The sequence below is a fragment of the Kocuria sediminis genome (genome assembly GCF_009735315.1).
In the GTDB taxonomy this organism is placed as follows: Bacteria; Actinomycetota; Actinomycetes; order Actinomycetales; family Micrococcaceae; genus Kocuria; species Kocuria turfanensis.
The window spans coordinates 138,679-157,998 of the sequence record NZ_WOGU01000007.1 but is presented as its reverse complement, the minus strand read 5'-3'; the positions used below and the strand labels follow the sequence as shown (position 1 = coordinate 157,998).

Below are 19,320 nucleotides of genomic sequence, written 5' to 3'. Positions count from 1 at the left end.
ATAGCGCACGACCGCCCGGCGTTCCTCGATCAGTGATGCGTCAACGAACGGGGAGTGCCGTGCTGAAGGTCGTGGTCGTCGGGGCCGGGCAGGCGGGGCTGTCCGCGGCCCATCACCTGCGCCGCCGTGGGCTGGTGCCCGAGGAGGACTTCGTGGTGCTCGACGCCAACCCCGGGCCCGGGGGAGCGTGGCGGCACCGCTGGCCCTCGCTGACCTTCGGCGGGGCCCACGGCATCCACGACCTGCCGGGCATGCCCCTCGGGGTCCCCGATCCGGCCGAGCCCGCCTCCGCCGTGGTCACCCGCTACTACGGCGAGTACGAGCGCCGCTTCGGACTGCCCGTGCACCGTCCCGTGGCCGTGCGCCGGGTGGAGTCCGTCTCCGACGGCGGGCCGCTCGACGTGGTCGCGGACACCGGGACCTGGCGGACGCAGCTGCTGATCAACGGCACCGGCACGTGGGACCGCCCGCACTGGCCGTACTATCCCGGCCGGGAGCTCTTCCGGGGGCGGCAGCTGCACACCCACGACTTCCGCTCCGCGGGGGAGTTCCGCGGCCGGCACGTGGTGGTCGTGGGCGGAGGCACCTCCGCCGTGCAGTTCCTGCTGCAGCTGGACGCGGCCGGTGCCACGACGACGTGGGTCACCCGCCGCCCGCCGCAGTTCACGCCGCGCCCCTTCGACGCCGAGTGGGGCCGGGACGTGGAGCGACGGGTCGATGCGCGGACCCGGGCCGGGCTGCCCACGCAGAGCGTGGTCTCGGCCACCGGCCTGCCCCTCACCCCGCAGTACCGGGCCGGGATCGAGGCCGGCGTCCTGGTCTCGGCCGGGCCGCTGCGGGAGCTCACTGCCGACGGGGTCCGCCTGGCCGACGGCCGGGAGGTCCGCGCCGACGCGATCCTGTGGGCCACCGGCTTCCGGCCCGCGCTGGACCACCTCGCCCCGCTCGGGCTGCGCGAGCCCGGCGGCGGGATCCGGACGGACGGAGTGCGGGTGCTCGCCGACCCGCGCGTGTTGCTCGTCGGCTACGGGGCCTCCGCCTCGACCCTCGGCGCCACCCGGGCGGGACGGGCGGCCGCGCAGGAGGCCGTGCGGCTGCTGGACGCCGGCGCGGCCCGGCGCCGGGAGCCCGTGCCCACCACCGGCGGCTGATCCGCCCCACACCAGTGCCCCACCCCAGGTAGGAGGAACCGTCATGGTCCGCATCGGCATCATCCTCGGCAGCACCCGTCCCCGCCGCAACGGGGAGGCCGTGGCGCAGTGGGTGCTCACCCACGCCGCCCGTCGCGACGACGCACAGTTCGAGCTCCTCGACCTGCGCGAGCACGACCTGCCGCACCTGGACGAGCCCGTGCCGCCCTCGGCGGGCCGGTACCAGCACGAGCACACGAAACGGTGGGCGGCCACGATCGACGGCTTCGACGGCTTCGTCGTCGTCACCCCCGAGTACAACCACGGCGCTCCCGGGGTGCTGAAGAACGCCTTCGACCACCTCTACGCCGAGTGGAACAACAAGGCCGTGGGCTTCGTCTCCTACGGCTCCGCCGGCGGGGTGCGTGCCGTGGAGCAGCTGCGGCAGGTCGCCGGGGAGCTCATGCTGGCCGACGTGCGCCAGCAGGTCGCCCTGTCCCTGCGCACCGACTTCGAGCACTACAGCACCTTCGCTCCGGCGGAGCACCACCTGCGCACGCTGTCCACGATGCTGGACCAGGTGATCGCGTGGTCCACCGCGCTGGCGCCGCTGCGCGCCCCGGCCGGCGGCGCCTGACGAGCGCGGCGTCGTCGTAGGCTGAGCACATCCAGCCGTCTCGACGAAGGAGCACCCGTGAGCGACCAGCCGACTTCCAGCCCCGACCCGATCGAGGACGCGGCCAAGATCGACGACGCCGACATGACCACCGAGATGACCCCGGTGCCGCACGAGCACGGCGACGCGAAGAACGAGGAGTCCGACCCGGAGGACTGATCCCGCACGTCCGTTCCCGCACGGCATCCCGTCCGTGCGGCGGCCCGGGAACGCCCCCGGAGAGCAGCCGCTCTCCGGGGGGCGTTCCCGTGTCCGCCGGTGGGCTCCCGCAGGAGGTGGGGGCGCTCGCCCCAGCGTGCCGGGCACAGTGCGCCGCCCGACCCTCGGGTCGCGAGGATGCTTGACACCGTGATGAGCGCCACGCACAGTGGACGGCGGAGTGGGAGCGCTCCCATGAACCCGGCGCCCCACCCGTCGTCCCGCTGCCGCTCCTCGTGGCGACCGGATGCCACCCCGTTCCCGGACCCGTGCAAGGAGCAGTCACAGGATGAGCACCACACCGCTGTCGTTCCCCGACCACTTCGTCTGGGGCGCGGCCACCGCCGCCTACCAGATCGAGGGCGCCGCCCAGGAGGGCGGCCGGCAGGACTCCATCTGGGACGTCTTCGCTCGCGTTCCCGGGGCCGTCGTCGACGCCCACAACGGGGACGTCGCCTGCGACCACTACCACCGGACCGCGGAGGACGTGGCGCTGATGCAGGAGCTGAACCTGCAGGCCTACCGCTTCTCGACCTCGTGGGCCCGGTGCGTGCCGGACGGCGTCACGCCCAACCCCGAGGGCATCGCGTTCTACTCCCGCCTGGTCGACCAGCTCCTCGCGGCGGGGATCCAGCCGTGGCTCACCCTCTACCACTGGGACCTCCCGCAGGCCCTGGAGGACCGGGGCGGCTGGACGAACCGGGAGACCGCCCACCGGTTCGCCGAGTACGCGGCCGTCATGCACGAGGCCCTCGGGGACCGCGTGCGGATCTGGACCACCCTCAACGAGCCGTGGTGCTCGGCCTTCCTGGGCTACGCGGCCGGGGTGCACGCCCCGGGCCGGCAGGAGCCCCGGGCGGCGCTCGCCGCGGCCCACCACCTGCTGCTCGGGCACGGCCTGGCCGTGCAGGAGCTGCGGCGGCGCGACCCGGAGGCCACCCTTGGGATCACCCTGAACCTCACGGTGCCCGATCCGCTGGACCCGGCCAGCGCGGCCGACCGCGACGCGGCCCGCCGCATCGACGGGCAGTTCAACCGCATCTTCCTGGACCCCCTGTTCCGGGGGGAGTACCCGGCCGACGTCCTCGAGGACGTGCGCCACCTCGGCCTGGCCGACCACGTCCGGGAGGGCGACCTCGGCGTCATCGCCGCACCGCTGGACGTGCTGGGCATCAACTACTACCACGGGGAGGCCGTGACCACGGCAGCGCCGGACGCCCCCTCCGCGCCGGAGGGCCACGCCCCGCTGAGCCGTCCCGTCTCCTCCCCGTACGTCGCCGCTGACCGCGTGCAGTCCGTGCCGCGGGGCCTGCCGGTCACCGGGATGGGCTGGGAGGTGCAGCCCGAGGGGCTGCGCCGGCTGCTGAACCGGGTGCAGGACGAGTACACCGGCCCCGCCGGCATCCCCGTGTTCATCACGGAGAACGGTGCGGCCTACGACGACGCCCCCGACGCCTCGGGCTTCGTGGACGACCAGGACCGGCTGCACTTCTTCGACGCCCACCTGCGGGCCGTCAAGGACGCCCTCGACGACGGCGTGGACGTGCGGGGATACCTCGCCTGGTCCCTCATGGACAACTTCGAGTGGGCGTGGGGCTATCACCAGCGGTTCGGCCTGGTCCGGGTGGACTACGAGACCCAGCGCCGCACGCCCAAGGCCAGCGCCCGCTGGTACGCCTCCGTGGCCGCGGCCAACGCGCTTCCGGCGGCGCCCTCGCAGGAGTCCGGGCCGCTCGAGGGCGTCGCACCGTCCGGTCGATGAGTGCGGCGCGGAACCGGCCGGGCCACCCCGGCACAGGGCGGCCCAGCCCCACCCTGGAGGACATCGCCGCCGCGGCGGGCGTGTCCCGGTCGACCGCCTCGCGTGCCGTCAACGGCGGTGACCGGGTGAGCCCGCAGGCGCGGGCGGCCGTGGACGCCGCCGTCGTGGAGCTCGGCTACACGCCCAACCGCGCGGCCCGGAGCCTGGTCACCCGGCGCACCTCCTCGATCGCCCTGGTCATCCCGGAGCCGGACGTCCGGGTCATGGCGGACCCGTTCTTCGCCGTGATCCTCACGGGCATCACCGACGCCCTCCGGGAGACCGACGTGCAGCTGGTCCTGCTCATGTCCCGCACCGGGGACGACTCCGGGCGGGCGCTGCGCTACCTGCGCGGCGGGCACGTGGACGGCGCCATCGTGGTCTCCCACCACCGGGACGATCCGTGGGCGACGTCCCTGCCGGGGACCGGCCTGCCCACCGTGTTCATCGGCCGCCCCTGGGAGGCCCCACCCGGGGTCCCCTACGTGGACACCGACAACTACCAGGGCGGCCGGCTGGCCGCCCAGCACCTCGCCGCCGGCGGCCGCACCCGGGTGGGCACGGTCGCCGGCCCGGCGGACATGACCGCGGCCGCCGACCGGCTCGCCGGATGGCGGGAGGGACTGCGCGAGGCCGGCCTGGCCGAGGGGCCGGTGGTGCACGCGGACTTCACCACGGCCGGGGGTCAGGAGGCCGCGCTGCGGCTCTTCGAGGAGGCCCCGCAGCTCGACGGCGTCTTCGCGGCCTCGGACCTCATGGCCCTCGGGGTCCTCGAGGCCGCGCGCCGGTGCGGCCGGTCGGTGCCCGAGGACGTCGCGGTGGTCGGCTACGACAACCACGCCCTCTCCGCCACCGCCGTTCCTCCGCTGACCACCGTCACCCAGCCGATGTCGGCCATGGCCGGCACGGCGTGCCGGCTCCTGCTCGAGGAGATCGACTCCCCGGGGGCCCGCCCGGCGCCGGTCGTCCTCCCGGCGGAGCTGGTCGTGCGGGGAAGCAGCGGCCACCGCGCCGAGTAGCGCCGACGCCGGCCCGGGCAGTCCAGGTGGCTACGTGCTGGTGCGCACGATCAGCTCCGGCGGCAGGCGGCGGCTCTCCACGGCCCGGCCGTCCAGGACGTCCATCAGCATCTCGAAGGCGCAGCGGCCGATCCGGTGCATGGGGGAGCGCACGGTGGTGAGCCCGATGCTCTCGGCCAGGGGCGTGTCGTTGAAGCCCACCAGGGCGATGTCCCCCGGCACCTGCAGGCCCTGCCGGGTGAGCACCCCGAGGGCGCCGATCGCCGCGAAGTCGTTCACGGCGAAGACGGCCTCCGGCAGGGTGTCCCCGGCCAGCAGCCGCTCCGCGGCCCGGGCGCCCGCCGGGGCGTCGAAGCCTCCGCCCACGACCTGCTCGGCGGGGATCGAGACGCCGTGCTCCCCGAGCACGTCGAGGAAGCCCGCGCTGCGGTCCTTCGACGTGGAGGTGCGCGGATCGCCGGCGATGAGCCCGAACCGGGTCCGGCCCGTGGCGAGCAGGTGCTCGGCCACCATGCGCCCGCCGGCATAGTCGTCGCAGGTCACGGAGTGGTGCGGTGGGGAGCGCCGGTTCATCAGGGTGAAGGGGACCCCGCGCTCGGCGAGCTCGGCGAGATAGGGGTCCTCGAACCGGGCGTCGCCGAAGATCAGCCCGTCGGCGCGGCGGTCCAGCAGCTTCTCCGCCTTGACCCGGTGCGCGGGCGCCTCGTCGAGGGAGTTGGAGACCACCGTGAAGTACCCGTGCTCGGTCGCCGCCTCGTCGACACCCTCGTACATGGTGGCCAGCACGTAGTCCTGCAGCCGCGGCACGATGACCCCGATCAGGTGCGACTTGGCGGTGCGCAGGGACGCCGCGTAGGGATTGCGCCGGTAGCCCCGCTCCCGGGCGAGGGCGAAGATCCGGTCCTTGGTCTCCTGCGAGGCCCACTTGGAGTCCGGTCCCTTGGGGTCGTTGAGCACCCGGGAGACGGTCGAGGCGTTGAGGCCCAGCTCCTCGGCCAGTGCCTTCAGGGTGATGGCTGTGCGCGCGCCCATGGTCAGGCACCTCCTCGGCTCCCCAGAGTAGTAGATGTTAATTCTGTGTGAATGTGTTGCCAGTCACGTCCGGCACTGTCTACTGTCGTCCCCAACACCTTACGCAAACGATTGCCGCACACGTTTGCTCCCTCGTGTCGTCCCGGGCAGGGGTGACGGACCGACCGGAAGGACACTCCTTGGCTCACGTTCAGCTCCTCGGCACCGGGGGCACCATCGCCTCCCGCGGCAACGGTGCCGGAGGCTCCGTGGCGACCGACACCGCGGCGGACCTGATCGGCACCGGCTACGGAGCGCTGGGCGTCACGGCCCGCGACGTCCTCACCACCGGCAGCTACCGGCTGGGCCTGCAGGACCTGCGGACCATCGCGGAGCACGTCCGGGAGGCGCTCGCCGATCCGGGCACCGACGGGGTGGTGGTCACCCACGGCACGGACACGCTCGAGGAGACGGCGTTCCTGCTGGACCTCGTCCACGACGACGACCGTGCGGTGGTGCTCACCGGCGCGCAGAAGGCGGCGGACAGCCCCGATCCGGACGGGCCCCGCAACGTGGGCGAGGCCGTGCTCGCCGCCGCCGACGCACGGCTGCGCGGCACCGGAGCGCTCATCTCCTTCGACGGCACGGTCCGCTCCGCCCGCGGGGCGCGCAAGGCGCACACGACGGCGAGCAGTCCGTTCCGCGGCGGGGTGGAGGTCGCGCACATGGCCGGCACCGAGCTGGTCGTCACGGCCGCCCCGGCCCGCCGGGAACCGCTGCCCCTGCCCCCGGCGGCCTTCGACGACGTGCGTGCGGAGATCGTCACCGCCTATCCCGGTGCGACCCCGGACCTCTTCGACTTCGCCGTGCGCTCCGGCGCCGAGGTCGTGGTCCTGGCCGGGTCCGGGGTCGGCAACGCGGGCCCCGGCTTCGCCGAGGCCGTGGGACGCGCCGTCGACGCCGGGTGCGCGGTGGTGCTGAGCACCCGCGCCCCGTGGGGGCCGGTCGTCCCGCTCTACGGCAACGGCGGCGGGACCGACCTCGTCGCCGCCGGCGCGATCCCGTCCGGTGACCTCAACCCGTTCCAGGCGCGCATCCTCGCCGCGCTGCTCGTCTCCCTCGGCATCGCGCCCGACCGCATGCCCGAGGCCTTCCGAACCCACCTCTGAACACCACCCGCACCACACAGGAGGAAACATGTCCAAGAAGATCTACGTGTCCGTCGGCATCGACGTCGACGCCGTCGGCGGCTGGCTCGGCTCCTACGGCGGCGAGGACTCCCCGGGGGACATCTCCCGCGGTCTGTTCGCCGGCGAGGTCGGCGTGCCCCGGCTGCTCCAGCTCGCCCAGCGCCGGGAGATGCCGGTGACCTGGTTCTGGCCCGGCCACTCCGTCGAGACGTTCCCGAAGGAGTTCGACGCCGTCGTCGCCGCCGGCCACGAGATCGGCGTGCACGGCTACTCCCACGAGAACCCCATCGCGATGACCCGCGAGCAGGAGACCGAGATCCTCGACTACTGCACCGACCTCATCGAGCGGCGCGCCGGCAAGAAGCCGGTCGGCTACGTGGCGCCCTGGTGGGAGTTCTCCGGGGTGACCAACGAGATCCTGCTCGAGCGCGGGTTCCTCTACGACCACTCGCTCATGCACGACGACCACACCCCGTACTACGTCCGGGTCGGTGACACCTGGACCAAGATCGACTACGACGCGGCCTCGGCCCACGAGTGGATGAAGCCCCTGGTGCGCGGGGAGGAGACCGACCTCATCGAGATCCCCGCCTCGTGGTACCTGGACGACCTCCCGCCGATGATGTTCATCAAGTCCAGCCCGAACAGCCACGGATTCGTGTCCCCGCGGGACATCGAGCAGCTGTGGAAGGACCAGTTCGACTGGGTGTACCGGGAGATGGACTACGCCGTCTTCCCGCTCACCATCCACCCCGACGTCTGCGGGCGCCCGCAGAACCTGCTGATGCTCGAGCGCCTCTTCGACCACATCCAGGGCCACGACGGCGTCGAGTTCGCCTTCATGGAGGACGTCGCCCGCGACTTCGCCTCCCGCAATCCCCGCAACGCCGGCTGATCCGGCTCGTCCGAAGGAACCACCGCCATGTCCTCACTGCGCTCGAACACGACGCCCTCCGGCGTCGAGCCGTGGAACGTCAAGATCACGCCGAAGACGATCCGCCAGGTCTCCGTCGTCTGCTTCATCGCCTGGGTGGCCTCCGTCTACGACTTCACCCTCTTCGGCACGCTGCTCCCGGTCATCGCCGAGGAGTTCGGCTGGTCGGTGGCCGAGTCCACCGCCATCAACACCTATGCCACGATCGGCGTCTTCCTCGTCGCCCTCGCCGTGGGCACCATCATCGACCGGATGGGCCGCAAGAAGGCACTGATCGTCCTGATGCTCGGCGGCGCGCTGGCCTCGGGGTTCACCGGCGCCGCCATGGGCGCGGTCAGCCTCGTCATCATCCGTTCCTTCTCCGGCTTCTCGATGTCCGAGGAGGTCGTCAACGCGGTCTACCTCAACGAGATGTACAAGGAGGCCAAGAGCCGCGGCCTCATGTACTCCCTCGTGCAGGGCGGGTGGCCGGTCGGCGCGCTCGTCTCCGCCGGTCTGTCGGCGATCACGCTGCCGATCATCGGCTGGCGGTGGTCGTTCGTGGTCGCCGCGGTGCTGTCGGTCATCGTGGTGCTCCTGGCCCTGCGCCTGCCGGAGTCCCCGACCTTCGCCGCCATGCGGGAGGTCCGGCGTCGCCGGGCGGCCGGCGACGTGGCGGGAGCACACGCCCTCGCCGCCGAGCACGACCTCGAGGAGGGGGCCCACCACCACACCGGCGTCAAGGACGTCTTCACCCCGGAACTGCGCCGGCACACGACCTGCCTGTCCCTGGCGTGGTTCTTCAACTGGTTCGCGATCCAGGTGTTCTCCGTCCTGGGCACCACGATCCTGGTCGAGGCGAAGGGCGTGTCCTTCGACAACGCCCTGATCATCCTCGTCCTCTCCAACGCGGTGGGCTTCGTGGGCTACGTCTTCCACGGCTGGCTGGGCGACAGGATCGGCCGCAAGCCGACCGTGGTCCTCGGCTGGATCGCCGGCGGCGTCGTCAGCCTCGCCATGCTGCTGGGTCCGGGCACCTCCGGCTACATCATCCCGCTGTACGCCATGACGCTGTTCTTCCTCACCGGTCCCTACGCGGCCCTGCTGTTCTACATGGGCGAGTCCTTCCCGCCGCAGGTGCGCGGCATGGGCGCGAACGTGGCCCACGTGATGGCTCCGCTCGGCGGCATCGCCGGCTCCGGGCTGCTCACCATCCTGCTCACCGCCGGGGTGGACACGGTCTGGGCCGCGATCATCACCGGCTCCGGCGGTCTGATCCTCTCGGCGCTGTGCATGGCCGGGACCCGCACCCTGAAGGACGCCCACCTGAAGACCACGGTGATCGCATGATCCGCGACGACGGTCTCGAGGGAAAGGTCGCCGTGATCTCCGGCGGCGGCAGCGGGATCGGCCGGGCCCTGGCGGCGGCCTATGCCCGGGCCGGGGCGCACAGCGTCATCGGCTATCTCCCCGCGGACCCCCACGACGCCACGGACACCGTCCGCGCTGTGGAGGCCGCCGGCGGCCGGTGCACGGCCGTGCCCATGGACGTGCGCCGCTTCGAGGACACCGAGGCGCTCGCCCAGGCCGCGCTCGACGAGTTCGGCCGGCTGGACATCGCGGTGGCCGCCGCCGGGATCCTGCGCCGTGCCGCGCTGGCGGACATGACCGACCAGGCGTGGGACGACATGATGGCCGTCGACCTCTCCGGGGTGATGCGCGTCTTCCGCTCCTGCAGCGCCCGGATGACGAGCGGCGGGGCCATGGTCGCGACGTCGTCGATCGCGGGCGGGGTCTACGGCTGGGAGGAGCACTCCCACTACGCCGCGGCGAAGGCCGGGCTGCTCGGCCTCTGCCGGTCCCTGGCCGTGGAGCTCGCGCCGCGCAAGATCCGGGTCAACACGGTGATCCCGGGGCTGATCGAGAGCCCGCAGTCCCTGGACTCCGTGAACTCCCTGGGCCGGGAGGGGCTCGACGCGGCGGGCTCGATCATCCCGTGGGGGAGGGTGGGCAACGTCGACGAGGCGGCGCGCACGATCCGCTTCCTCACCAGCGACGACTCGGCCTACGTCACCGGCCAGCAGCTGATCGTCGACGGCGGACTCACCGTCCGCTGGCCGAGCTGAACCGTCCAGGAAAGGCAGACATGCAACAGCAACTGACCGGCAAGGTCGCCGTCATCACCGGCGGCGGCAGCGGCATCGGCGCGGCCATCGCCCTGCTCTTCGCCCAGGAGGGCGCCGACGTGGCCGTGCTGGACCGCGACGGGCAGCACGCCCGGGCGGTCGCCGAGGAGGCCGGAGCGTTCGGCGGGCGGACCGCAGCGCTCGCCGTGGACGTCACCGACGGCGAGGCCGTGCGGGCGGCGATGGACCGGGTGGCCGAGGAGCTCGGGGGGATCGACGTCCTGGTGAGCGCCGCGGGCATCCTCGACGAGACGCCCCTGCTGGAGATGAGCGAGGCGACGTTCGACAAGGTCCTCGCCGTGGACCTCAAGGGCGTGTTCCTGGCCGCCCGCTGGGCCGCGCCCCACATGGTGGCGCGCGGCGGTGGGCGGATCATCAACATCGCCTCCCAGCTGGGCATCAAGGGCGGCACCGGTCTGACGCACTACGTCGCCGCCAAGGCCGGGGTCATCGGCATGACGAAGGCCATGGCGCTGGAGCTTGCCGAGCACCACGTCCTGGTGAACGCAATCGCCCCGGGGCCCGTCGTCACACCGCTGATCGAGGGGCTGTCCGAGGACTGGAAGGCGGCCAAGCAGGCGGAGCTGCCCATCGGCCGCTTCGGTCAAGCCCACGAGATCGCGCCCACCGCGCTGCTGCTGGCCTCCTCGCCGGGCGGGGACCTCTACACGGGGCAGACGCTCGGGCCCAACAGCGGCGACGTGATGCCGTAGCCCGAAGGAGTCCCCCATGTGCGCAGGATGCCCGGGTGGCCGGGCCGTCTCGCCGGCCACCGCCCACCTCAACCTCCACGGCGGCAAGCGGGCGGTGCTCGCCGCGCTGCGGCGGGAGGTGGGCCCCCGGGCCACGATCACCCTGTTCGGGGACCGGTGGCTGCTGCGGTCGCGGACCGGGGCGCAGCAGGTCCTCCCGGACCTCGAGCACCTCGTGGCCGAGCTCGCCGAACGCGGTCTGCTGGACCGGAGCGCGGTGCCGGAGGACGCGGCGGGGGCCGATCTCGTGGCTGCCCTGGTCACGGCGCCCGGCCCCTGAGCGGTCGACAACCCACTGCCGGCGGGGCCGGCCTCCGCGCGGAGGCCGGCCCCGGTCAGGCCGCCGCGCCGAAGGCGGCGGCGCGGAGGCCGGACAGGTGCGGCGCGTGCTCGGCCAGCTCCTGGAGGTAGCCCAGCTCGGCGAGATCGCGCAGGGCGGCGTCGAGCTGCTCCGGGGTGAGCTGGGCGTCGCGGGCCACGGCGTCGAGCGAGGGGGCCTCCTCGGCCGTGACGTGCTCGGTCAGGGCGTCGAGGACGACCACGGCGTCGACACTCACGTGCTCGTCGTGGATGGCTTCGGCGAGCAGCCGCTCAGCGGCGTAGAGGCTGGCGGCGAACATGTGGGGAAGTGGGGTCTGCATCGTGGACATCACACTTGCAACAATAATGCTCCTCCATGAAAATCCGCTGAATCCGGGCGAGGGGCCGGCCTCCCGGCGGAATGCCACGCCCGGCACGGGCGTTCGCTCCACCGTGGGGCCCAGACCGTGGGGCCCAGGAGGTGCTGGCGGCCCCACCCACGACCGTGTCGACGGCTCGAGGCCGTGGAGTTCGACACCGCACAGACCCAGATCGCACAGATCCAGATCTCACCACCCGAGACATCGAAGGAGATGCCCATGCAGGAGTTCGCCCCGCTCTGGTCACCCGTCCGGATCGGCGCCACGGAGGTGGCGCACCGCGTCGCCCTGGCCCCGATGACCCGCATCAGCGCCACCGAGGACGGCCGGGCCACCGACCGGATGGTCTCCTACTACGAGACCTTCGCCCGCGGCGGCTTCGGGCTGCTGATCACCGAGGGGATCTACCCCGACACCGCCTACAGCCAGGGGTACCTGCACCAGCCGGGCATCGCCACCGTGGAGCAGGCGAAGTCCTGGGCCCCCGTCGTCGACGCCGTGCACGCGGCCGGGGCGCGGATCTTCGCCCAGCTCATGCACGCCGGCGCCCAGACCCAGGGCAACCGGTACGTGGACTCCACGGTGGGGCCCTCCGCGGTGGCGCCCAAGGGCGAGCAGCTCGGCTTCTACCGCGGCGAGGGCCCGTTCCCCGTGCCCGAGGAGATCACCCCGGAGCAGATGGACAGGGTCCGGGACGGCTTCGTCACGGCCGCCCTGCACGCCCAGGACGCCGGCTTCGACGGGGTGGAGATCCACGGCGCCAACGGGTACCTGCTGGACCAGTTCCTCACCGACTACCTGAACCGGCGCACCGACAAGTACGGCGGCTCGCCCGAGAACCGGGTGCGCTTCGCCGTGGAGGTCTGCCGCGCCGTGCGCGAGGCCGTGGGGCCGGAGATGACCGTGGGGATCCGCATCTCCCAGGCCAAGGTCAGCGACACCGAGCACCGGTGGAGCGGGGGCGCCGAGGAGGCCCGGGTGATCTTCTCGGCCCTGGGCGCCGCGGGCGTCGACTTCATCCACACCACCGAGCACCGGGCCACCGCCCCGGCCTTCGGTGAGGACGGCGAGTCGCTGGCGGCGCTCGCCAAGGAGCACTCCGGGGTCACCGTGATCGCCAACGGCCACCTCGACGACCCGGACGCCGCGGCCGCGCTGCTGGGCACGGGCGCGGCCGATGTCGTCGCCCTGGGCAAGGGGGCCCTGGCCAACCGGAACTGGCCGCACCTGGTGCGGGAGGGCCGGGAGCCGGTGCCGTTCGACGGCGCCGTGCTCGGCCCGCTCGCGGACATCAAGGACGAGGAGCTGTCCCTGCGGGGCTGATCGCTGACTTCAGCACGGCACCGGGCCGGGCGCAGGGCGCGCCCGGCCCGGCCCCGTCCCCGGAACGTTCCCCGGAACGCTCCCCGGAGCGGGGACGGGCGCCGCCCCGGGCGAGGATTCAGCGGCCGTCCCGGCGGTCGAGGACGAGGGCGACCGTGGCGAGGGCGGCACCGGCCAGCAGGGGCTTGGCGCGGGGGTGGGTCTGCAGCCAGGTGTAGGCGCTGAAGCCGTGCGCCCGGGAGCCGAAGTCCCCCTCGGCACGGTTGTCGTCCTCCCGCGGGGCGTACAGGGTGCCCGGAGCGCCGCCCGGGGCGGGCGTCGAGGTGGTCTCCAGCGGCACGGCCCGGGACAGCGCCGCGTCCATCAGCCGCGGCGCGAGGGCCTGGACGGCGGACATGATCCGCCCCGCCCCGCCGGCGTACAGGTCCCGCACCGGGTGCTCGGCGGCGTAGAGCACGCAGTCGGCCACCACGGAGGGCTGGTAGACCGGCGGCGGGCCGGTGGGCTCCACGTCCAGGGTGTGGGCCGCGCTGGTGAAGAACGGGGTGTTGATGGTGGCCGGCTTGACGCTGGTGACCGAGATCGGCGCGCCCTCGGCCATGAGGTCCCGCCGGAGGGCGTCGGTCATGCCCTCCACCGCGTGCTTGGAGGCGGCGTAGGCGCTGTGCCGGGGCAGGGCGACCCGGCTCTCCACGGAGGAGACGGTGATCAGGGCGCCGCCGCCCGTCTCGCGCAGGCGCGGCAGCGCGGCCAGGGCACCGTGCGCCTGGCCGAGGTAGTTGATCTCCATGAGGCGGCGGAACTCCTCGGGCAGGGTCTGCTCGAAGGGGGCGTGCACGAGCACGGCCGCCACGTTGACCCAGGTGTCGATCCGCCCGTAGGCGGACACCGCCGCCTCGGCGACGGCCTGGACCTGGTCGAGGTCGACGACGTCGCACACCACGGAGGTGGCCCGGCCGCCGCGGTCGGTGATCTCCTGGACGAGGGACTGGAGTCCGGGCTCGCTGCGGGCCGCCACGACGAGCGCCGCCCCCTTCTCGGCCAGGCGCAGGGCGGAGGCGCGGCCGATGCCGCTGGAGGCGCCCAGGACGACGACGACCTGGTCCGCGATGGGCTTGAGCTGCATGATCGGGGCTCCTGTCGGTGGGTGTGGATCCACCGTAGAGAGTCGCCGCGGGAGACAGCAAGTGTGCTGATGAAATGTGCCAGGGAGACGTCTACCGGTCCGCGGCGCGCCGGGCGCTGCAGCGGACATGGGCCGCACGGGCGGCGGCCAGCAGGGCCAGCAGGGCGACGACGAGCACGACGGCCCACGGCTCCCGCAGCCAGGCCCAGACCACGGCCATCCCGACCGTCCCGTAGATGATGCCCCAGATGAGCGTGCCCACCAGCATCGCGGGGATCCAGCGGCGCAGGGGCATGCCGGTGACGGCGGTGGTGAGGATGACGGCGGTCTGCAGGCCCACGGTGAGGAAGCAGGCGGGCACGGCCAGCACGCCCCAGCGGTGCACGAGCCGCTGGGCCCGCCGGTAGAGGGCGGTGTCCATCAGCCGGCGGACACGGTCGGAGCGCCGGCTGCCGCCGGTGGCCGCGGCGCGGCCCAGGGCGAAGACGGCCGTGGTGCGCACGATGCCCACGGCCCAGAAGAACAGGATCGCGGCACCGAGGGGGAGGGACTCCATCCAGGCCTGCACCGGTCCAGTCTAGGGAGCGGAGCTGACAACACCCGACGACAGGATGTCAGCACGGACCGCCCCGCCCTGGGATACCCTCGCCTCAGATCCGGCCCTTCCGGGGCGGTCACCAGCACAGGAGGACGCACGAGCATGAGCGTGGAGATCGACGACCGGGGCACGGTGACCTCCGGCGGGCGCCCCGTGGACTACGCGACGGCCTACGGCTGGGCCGTCGACTCGCCCGAGACGATCACCGACCTGGTCCACGACACCAAGGCGTTCGTGACCGTGATCGCCGCCGCCGAGCACGCGGGCCCGGAGGAGCAGTCGGCCGCCGTCCGGGAGGCCTTCGCGGCCGGGGTGCCGCGGGCGCCGGGCGCCACCTGGTCCGCCGCGGCATCGCAGGAGAGCGCGCCGCAGGGGACCGCGTCTCCCGAGCCGGCGGCGCCGGAGACCGGACTGCAGGAGCCCGCGGCCCCGGAGGCCGAGCCGCAGGAGCTCCCGACCGAGGAGATCACGCCGCAGGAGCCGGCAGCCGAGCAGCACCGCTAGTCCTCGCAGGCCACGCCTGTCTCTCCGCCGCGGTCCAGCGCCGGGCGGTAGCCGGGCTCGTCCGCGCGCAGCGGTGCGGCACCGGCCTCGCGCACGGCGTCGCAGTCCGGGTAGTACACCTTGTCCGGGGCGGACGGTCCGGGGGCGGACGGTCCGGGGGAGGGCGCATCGGCCCGGGCCGCAGGGGCGTGGTCGGGCAGGTCCTGCTCGGGGCACCCGGCCAGGACCTCGGCCATGGCCGCCTTCTCCTCGGTGGTGACGAAGAGCTCGTAGCGGGTCTTCACCGCGATCTGACGGGCCACGTACGGGCAGCGGAACGCCTCGTTCGGCGGCAGCCATCCGGCGGCGTCCGAGGCGGACTTGTCCCCGTTGGCGGGCCCGTCCACGGCCAGCAGGTTCAGCGGGTCGTTGGCCAGCGCCTGCCGCTCGTCCGCGCTGAGCCGGTCCGCGCCGGTGACCCACGCGTTCTTGAGCGCCACCACGTGGTCGATCTGCACGTCGGCGGAGGTCAGCGGACCGCGGCGGAAGTCGATCGTCGTCCCCGTGTAGGGGTCCTCCAGCGTCCCGGAGAGGACGGTGCACCCGTCGTCGCCGAGCACCACACCGGTCAGGTCCCGGGCCAGGACGTCGTTGCGGGTGTCGCAGCCGTTGCCGTCGGGGTCGGCCCAGTCCCCGAACTGCGCGAGCCGGTCGTAGTCGTCGCCGGTGCCGGCCTCCTCGACGGGCAGCGCCTCGAGGGCCCGCCCGGCCGGGGAGGCGTCCACGGTGGTCCGGGCCGGGGCGGTGCACCCGCTCAGCAGGGCGAGGGCGAGCAGGGCGGCCACCACCCAGCGGGCCGGGTGCCGGCCGGCCCGGCGGGCCGAGGGGTCGTGCGCGTGCTGCATGGATCTCCTGGGAACGGCGCGCCCTCACCGGACGCGGATGGAGGTCCATTCTCCCTCGTCAGCCGACCTGTCACAGGCTGGAGTGCCCGCCGGCCGGGATCACAGCTGCGGGACGCACCGGCCGGAACCGAGCTCGGCGAGGCCGGCCCGGTCGCCGGCGGCGAGCGTCGTGGCCTCACCCGCCGGGTGCATCATCTGGGCGGGGTCGTCCACGTGGGCGAGCCCGACCACGTGCGCCAGTTCGTGCACGATCGTCGCGCGGACGTGGTGGGCGCCGCCGGGCGCCTGCAGGATGCGCGTCAGGCCCGGGGCGTCGAGGGTGACCTGCCCGGTGACGTAGACGAGCGGTTGCCCGGGCGCTCCCCGGGGCGTGCTGCCGCCGAGGCCCACGACGTCGCCGGCCAGCGCCGGGACCTCGTCCGGGTCCGACCAGGCGATGAGCACCGGCGCCCACCTCCGGCCGTACCGGTCGGGCTGATAGGGCTCCCGCTGGGCGTCGGGACCCTCCGTCGTCGTGCCGTCGTGGACGAACTGCAGGCCGGTGGCCGCGGAGATCTCGGCCACGGCCTCCTCCACGAGCTGCTGCCCTCCGGGCGGGGCGCCGTCCGGACGCACGACCCAGTGCACCGGCCGGCAGGGGTCATAGGCGACCATCTCCTGCTCCGGGTCGGGCGAGTCCATGAAGCGGTAGCCGCCCTCCTCCGCGACGACCGGCGGGGCGCCCAGCGGGGCCCGGGCTGCCTCCACCCCGGGCGGCGGCGCGGAGGCGTTCGGCAGGTACGGGCGGAGGACGGGCAGGGCGTAGCGGTCGACGAGGCCGGGGGCGCACCAGAGCATGATCAGCAGCACGATCCCCATCGCCGGGCTCGTCCGCCACACCCGGCTGCGTCGCCGGGGAAACCGGTGCGGCGTGGTGCCACAGTGCTCGCGCATCGTCCCCGACTCCAGTGCTCGGTCCGTCCGGCCCCACCGACCGTACTGAAGTGTACGAAAGCAAACGAGGATGCCGGCCTTCCCGTCAGAACATGACGGACCGCCTGCCTACACTGGCCGGGTCCGGCACCCCGACGAAGGAGCACCGCAGTGGAGCAGACCCCGCACCAGAACGTCACCTTCCCCTCGGCCGGAGGCCAGGCCCACGGCTACCTGGCCCTGCCGGAGGCCGGCCGCGGCCCCGGCGTCATCGTGGTCCAGGAGTGGTGGGGGCTGACCGACCACATCCGCGACGTGGCCGACCGGCTGGCGGCGGAGGGCTTCGTGGCCCTGGCCCCGGACCTCTACGGCGGGTCCATCACCCACGACGCCGAGGAGGCCGCCGCGATGATGGCCCGGCTGCCCGAGGAGGAGGGCGCCCGCCTGCTCGGCGGAGCGGTGGACTTCCTGCTGGGACGCGAGGCCGTCACGAGCGCCACCCTGGGCACCATCGGCTTCTGCATGGGCGGCGGATTCGTGCTGGCGCTCGCCGCGGACCAGGGCGAGCGGATCAGCGCGGCAGTGCCGTTCTACGGCGTCGGCCAGGGACTGCCGGACGCCTACCAGGGGCTGCGCGCGGCCGTGCAGGGCCACTACGGCCGGCAGGACAGGTCATACCCGGTCGAGAAGGCCGAGGCCCTGGAGGAGCAGATCCGACGGGAGTCCGAGGCCCCGGTCGTGGAGTTCCGCTTCTACGACGCCCCGCACGCCTTCCACAACGACGAGAACCGGCGCAACTACCGGCCCGACGAGGCCAGGCTGGCCTGGGGACGCGCGGTCGCGTTCCTGCGCGAGCACGTGCGGTAGTCGTCGACGACGGCTGTCCCCCGAGGCGCCCACACGGGGAGACGCTGGGGCGGCCCTCTGTTGCCAGGCTGTGGAAAACGGTCTCCGCCGCGTGAAGACGTGGTGGAACTGCGGCCTCCGCGAGGGGAACCTGTGGCCGGACGGTGGAACGGCGCTCCGTAGCGTGGAGCACAACAACTCGCCGCAGCGCTCCACCTGAACGAAGGGCTCTCCCCATGACCGCCACCGCCGTCGCCGCCGTCTCCCGCCCCCGCCGCTACCGCGTCCTGGTTCCCCTGGCCGGCCTCGCCGCCGCCGCCGCGCTCGCCGTGGGGTCCGGTGCGGACTTCACCTCCAACTCCGTGAACTCCGCCAACGCCTTCACCACCGGCACGCTGACCCAGACGAATTCCAAGGCCAACAGCGCCATCTTCAACGTCGACAACCTCAAGCCCGGCGACACGGTCAACGGCTCGGTCACCATCACCAACTCCGGCAGCCTGGGGGCCGGCTTCAAGCTGAAGGAGACCGCGACGAACGGCTTCACCACGAAGTCCAACCTCAGGCTCACGATCACCGAGTCCGGTGCGAGCGCCCCGGTGTGGACCGGCACCTTCGGCGAGCTCACCGCCGCCGGCCCGCTGACCCTGGGTGACTGGACCCCGGGCCAGGCCAAGACCTTCGTCTTCAGCGTCACGCTCGCCCAGTCCGCCGACAACACCGAGCAGGGCAAGACCGCCACCGCCACCTACAGCTGGGACGCGGTGCAGGCGGCCGCGGAGACCTACAACCGCTGATCCACCCGCCGGGACGGTCCGGGAGGACCGCCCCGGCGTCCGTTCTGTTCACCGACGACGGCGGGGCGATCCCGCAGCAGGAGGCCACCGTGCGCGCACTGCGGACCGTGACCCGGGTGCTCTCCCGGACCGTCCTGAACCTGGCGTCGCTCGTTGTGCTGGCGCTGGCACTGGCTATGCTCGTGCCGGGCGTCCTGGGCTACGAGCGCTACGTCATCACGGGCGCCTCGATGTCCGGGACCTTCGAGAAGGGCACCCTGGCCATCGAGAGCGAGGTGCCGGTCGCGGACCTGGCGGTCGGGGACGTCATCACCTATCTGCCGCCGCCGGACTCCGGCCTCACCGGGCTGGTCACCCACCGGGTGCTCTCCGTCGAGCCCTCCGAGACCGGTCCCGTGTTCCGCACCCAGGGGGACGCCAACGCCGACCCCGACCCGTGGACCTTCCAGCTGCCCGGCCCCACCCAGGCGCGGTTGGAGTACGCCGTCCCCCACCTGGGCTGGGTGTTCATCGCCCTGTCCGACCCGCAGACCCGTCAGCTGGTCATCGGGGTCCCCGCCGCGGCGATCGCCCTTCGGTGCCTCGTCGAGGTCGTGCAGGTGCTGCGCCGCCCCCGGACCCGCGCCGGTCGCCCAGCGGGCACCGCCTCCCGGACACGAGGCTCCGTTCCCGCCGCCTGACACCGGAGAGGGAAACGCCCCGGGACGAACGAGCGCTTCGACGCCCTGGTCCCGGTCGCGTGCTCCTCCACCGCGGAGGTGTTCCCCAACTGTG

22 protein-coding genes are annotated in these 19,320 nt (G+C 73.3%); 16 read left to right on the top strand and 6 right to left on the bottom strand.

Annotation, left to right across the window (positions count from 1 at the left end; translation table 11 throughout):
- Window positions 1–35 precede the first annotated feature (35 nt).
- The 5 genes from GMA12_RS10150 to GMA12_RS10130 all read left to right on the top strand — a co-directional run bounded on the left by GMA12_RS10150 (window position 36) and on the right by GMA12_RS10130 (window position 4,824).
- The gene (locus GMA12_RS10150; protein WP_156269467.1) at window positions 36–1,151 is read left to right on the top strand and encodes an FAD-dependent oxidoreductase; all 1,116 of its coding nucleotides are present in this window, start codon (window positions 36–38) and stop codon (window positions 1,149–1,151) included.
- Window positions 1,152–1,194: 43 nt separating this feature from the next.
- A complete protein-coding gene (locus GMA12_RS10145; protein ID WP_156269404.1) occupies window positions 1,195–1,767 on the top strand; it encodes an NADPH-dependent FMN reductase in 573 nt (190 codons plus the stop codon).
- Window positions 1,768–1,824: 57 nt separating this feature from the next.
- Entirely contained in the window at window positions 1,825–1,965 is a 141-nt protein-coding gene (locus GMA12_RS10140) for a hypothetical protein (protein ID WP_156269403.1), read from the top strand.
- A 328-nt stretch (window positions 1,966–2,293) separates the two neighbouring features.
- Entirely contained in the window at window positions 2,294–3,766 is a 1,473-nt protein-coding gene (locus GMA12_RS10135) for a GH1 family beta-glucosidase (RefSeq protein ID WP_156269402.1), read from the top strand.
- A complete protein-coding gene (locus GMA12_RS10130) occupies window positions 3,763–4,824 on the top strand; it encodes a LacI family DNA-binding transcriptional regulator (RefSeq protein WP_156269401.1) in 1,062 nt (353 codons plus the stop codon). The genes GMA12_RS10135 and GMA12_RS10130 overlap by 4 nt, the downstream gene beginning before the upstream one ends.
- A 30-nt stretch (window positions 4,825–4,854) precedes the next feature.
- Here GMA12_RS10130 and GMA12_RS10125 read toward each other — a convergent pair whose 3' ends face one another.
- Window positions 4,855–5,856, bottom strand: coding sequence for a LacI family DNA-binding transcriptional regulator (locus tag GMA12_RS10125; protein ID WP_156269400.1), 1,002 nt, complete (start codon window positions 5,854–5,856; stop codon window positions 4,855–4,857).
- Window positions 5,857–6,035: 179 nt separating this feature from the next.
- Here GMA12_RS10125 and GMA12_RS10120 point away from each other — a divergent pair, with 179 nt between their 5' ends.
- From GMA12_RS10120 to GMA12_RS10095, 6 genes are read left to right on the top strand one after another with little or no spacing between them, the layout of a single operon-like run.
- Entirely contained in the window at window positions 6,036–7,004 is a 969-nt protein-coding gene (locus GMA12_RS10120) for an asparaginase (protein WP_156269399.1), read from the top strand.
- Between the two features lie 28 nt (window positions 7,005–7,032).
- Window positions 7,033–7,920, top strand: a complete 888-nt coding sequence (locus tag GMA12_RS10115) for a polysaccharide deacetylase family protein (protein ID WP_156269398.1) — start codon at window positions 7,033–7,035, stop codon at window positions 7,918–7,920.
- A 27-nt stretch (window positions 7,921–7,947) separates the two neighbouring features.
- A complete protein-coding gene (locus GMA12_RS10110; protein ID WP_156269397.1) occupies window positions 7,948–9,288 on the top strand; it encodes an MFS transporter in 1,341 nt (446 codons plus the stop codon).
- Window positions 9,285–10,064: an SDR family NAD(P)-dependent oxidoreductase gene (locus tag GMA12_RS10105; protein ID WP_156269396.1), complete on the top strand. Its 780-nt coding sequence runs from the start codon at window positions 9,285–9,287 to the stop codon at window positions 10,062–10,064. The genes GMA12_RS10110 and GMA12_RS10105 overlap by 4 nt, the downstream gene beginning before the upstream one ends.
- A gap of 20 nt (window positions 10,065–10,084) precedes the next feature.
- The gene (locus GMA12_RS10100) at window positions 10,085–10,837 is read left to right on the top strand and encodes an SDR family NAD(P)-dependent oxidoreductase (protein ID WP_156269395.1); all 753 of its coding nucleotides are present in this window, start codon (window positions 10,085–10,087) and stop codon (window positions 10,835–10,837) included.
- A 16-nt stretch (window positions 10,838–10,853) separates the two neighbouring features.
- Complete coding sequence (locus GMA12_RS10095) at window positions 10,854–11,156, top strand: hypothetical protein (RefSeq protein ID WP_156269394.1); 303 nt, start codon at window positions 10,854–10,856, stop codon at window positions 11,154–11,156.
- Window positions 11,157–11,211: 55 nt separating this feature from the next.
- On the opposite strand, the gene GMA12_RS10090 is transcribed toward GMA12_RS10095, so the two are convergent.
- Window positions 11,212–11,526 carry a hypothetical protein gene (locus GMA12_RS10090; RefSeq protein WP_156269393.1) on the bottom strand — a complete coding sequence of 105 codons (315 nt, stop codon included), beginning with the start codon at window positions 11,524–11,526 and terminating at the stop codon, window positions 11,212–11,214.
- A gap of 249 nt (window positions 11,527–11,775) precedes the next feature.
- Here GMA12_RS10090 and GMA12_RS10085 point away from each other — a divergent pair, with 249 nt between their 5' ends.
- A complete protein-coding gene (locus GMA12_RS10085; protein ID WP_156269392.1) occupies window positions 11,776–12,879 on the top strand; it encodes an oxidoreductase in 1,104 nt (367 codons plus the stop codon).
- 118 nt (window positions 12,880–12,997) lie between these two features.
- Here GMA12_RS10085 and GMA12_RS10080 read toward each other — a convergent pair whose 3' ends face one another.
- Both GMA12_RS10080 and GMA12_RS10075 read right to left on the bottom strand, forming a co-directional pair.
- The gene (locus GMA12_RS10080) at window positions 12,998–14,005 is read right to left on the bottom strand and encodes an SDR family oxidoreductase (RefSeq protein WP_156269391.1); all 1,008 of its coding nucleotides are present in this window, start codon (window positions 14,003–14,005) and stop codon (window positions 12,998–13,000) included.
- A 91-nt stretch (window positions 14,006–14,096) separates the two neighbouring features.
- Window positions 14,097–14,573: a DedA family protein gene (locus tag GMA12_RS10075; protein WP_162459709.1), complete on the bottom strand. Its 477-nt coding sequence runs from the start codon at window positions 14,571–14,573 to the stop codon at window positions 14,097–14,099.
- Between the two features lie 132 nt (window positions 14,574–14,705).
- On the opposite strand from GMA12_RS10075, the gene GMA12_RS10070 reads away from it, so the two are divergent.
- Complete coding sequence (locus tag GMA12_RS10070; RefSeq protein ID WP_156269390.1) at window positions 14,706–15,107, top strand: hypothetical protein; 402 nt, start codon at window positions 14,706–14,708, stop codon at window positions 15,105–15,107.
- Here the strand turns inward: GMA12_RS10070 and GMA12_RS10065 are convergent.
- Both GMA12_RS10065 and GMA12_RS10060 read right to left on the bottom strand, forming a co-directional pair.
- A complete protein-coding gene (locus GMA12_RS10065; RefSeq protein WP_156269389.1) occupies window positions 15,104–15,991 on the bottom strand; it encodes a GmrSD restriction endonuclease domain-containing protein in 888 nt (295 codons plus the stop codon). The two genes, GMA12_RS10070 and GMA12_RS10065, sit on opposite strands and share 4 nt — an antisense overlap.
- Window positions 15,992–16,090: 99 nt before the next feature.
- Complete coding sequence (locus GMA12_RS10060; RefSeq protein WP_156269388.1) at window positions 16,091–16,849, bottom strand: zinc metalloprotease; 759 nt, start codon at window positions 16,847–16,849, stop codon at window positions 16,091–16,093.
- A 225-nt stretch (window positions 16,850–17,074) separates the two neighbouring features.
- On the opposite strand from GMA12_RS10060, the gene GMA12_RS10055 reads away from it, so the two are divergent.
- The 3 genes from GMA12_RS10055 (at window position 17,075) to GMA12_RS10045 (ending at window position 19,226) form a co-directional block, all read left to right on the top strand.
- A complete protein-coding gene (locus GMA12_RS10055) occupies window positions 17,075–17,770 on the top strand; it encodes a dienelactone hydrolase family protein (protein ID WP_162459708.1) in 696 nt (231 codons plus the stop codon).
- A gap of 215 nt (window positions 17,771–17,985) precedes the next feature.
- Window positions 17,986–18,546, top strand: coding sequence for a TasA family protein (locus GMA12_RS10050; protein ID WP_156269387.1), 561 nt, complete (start codon window positions 17,986–17,988; stop codon window positions 18,544–18,546).
- 89 nt (window positions 18,547–18,635) lie between these two features.
- On the top strand, window positions 18,636–19,226 hold the full coding sequence (locus GMA12_RS10045) for a signal peptidase I (protein ID WP_370831093.1): 591 nt from the start codon (window positions 18,636–18,638) through the stop codon (window positions 19,224–19,226).
- The last annotated feature ends 94 nt before the right edge of the window (window positions 19,227–19,320 follow it).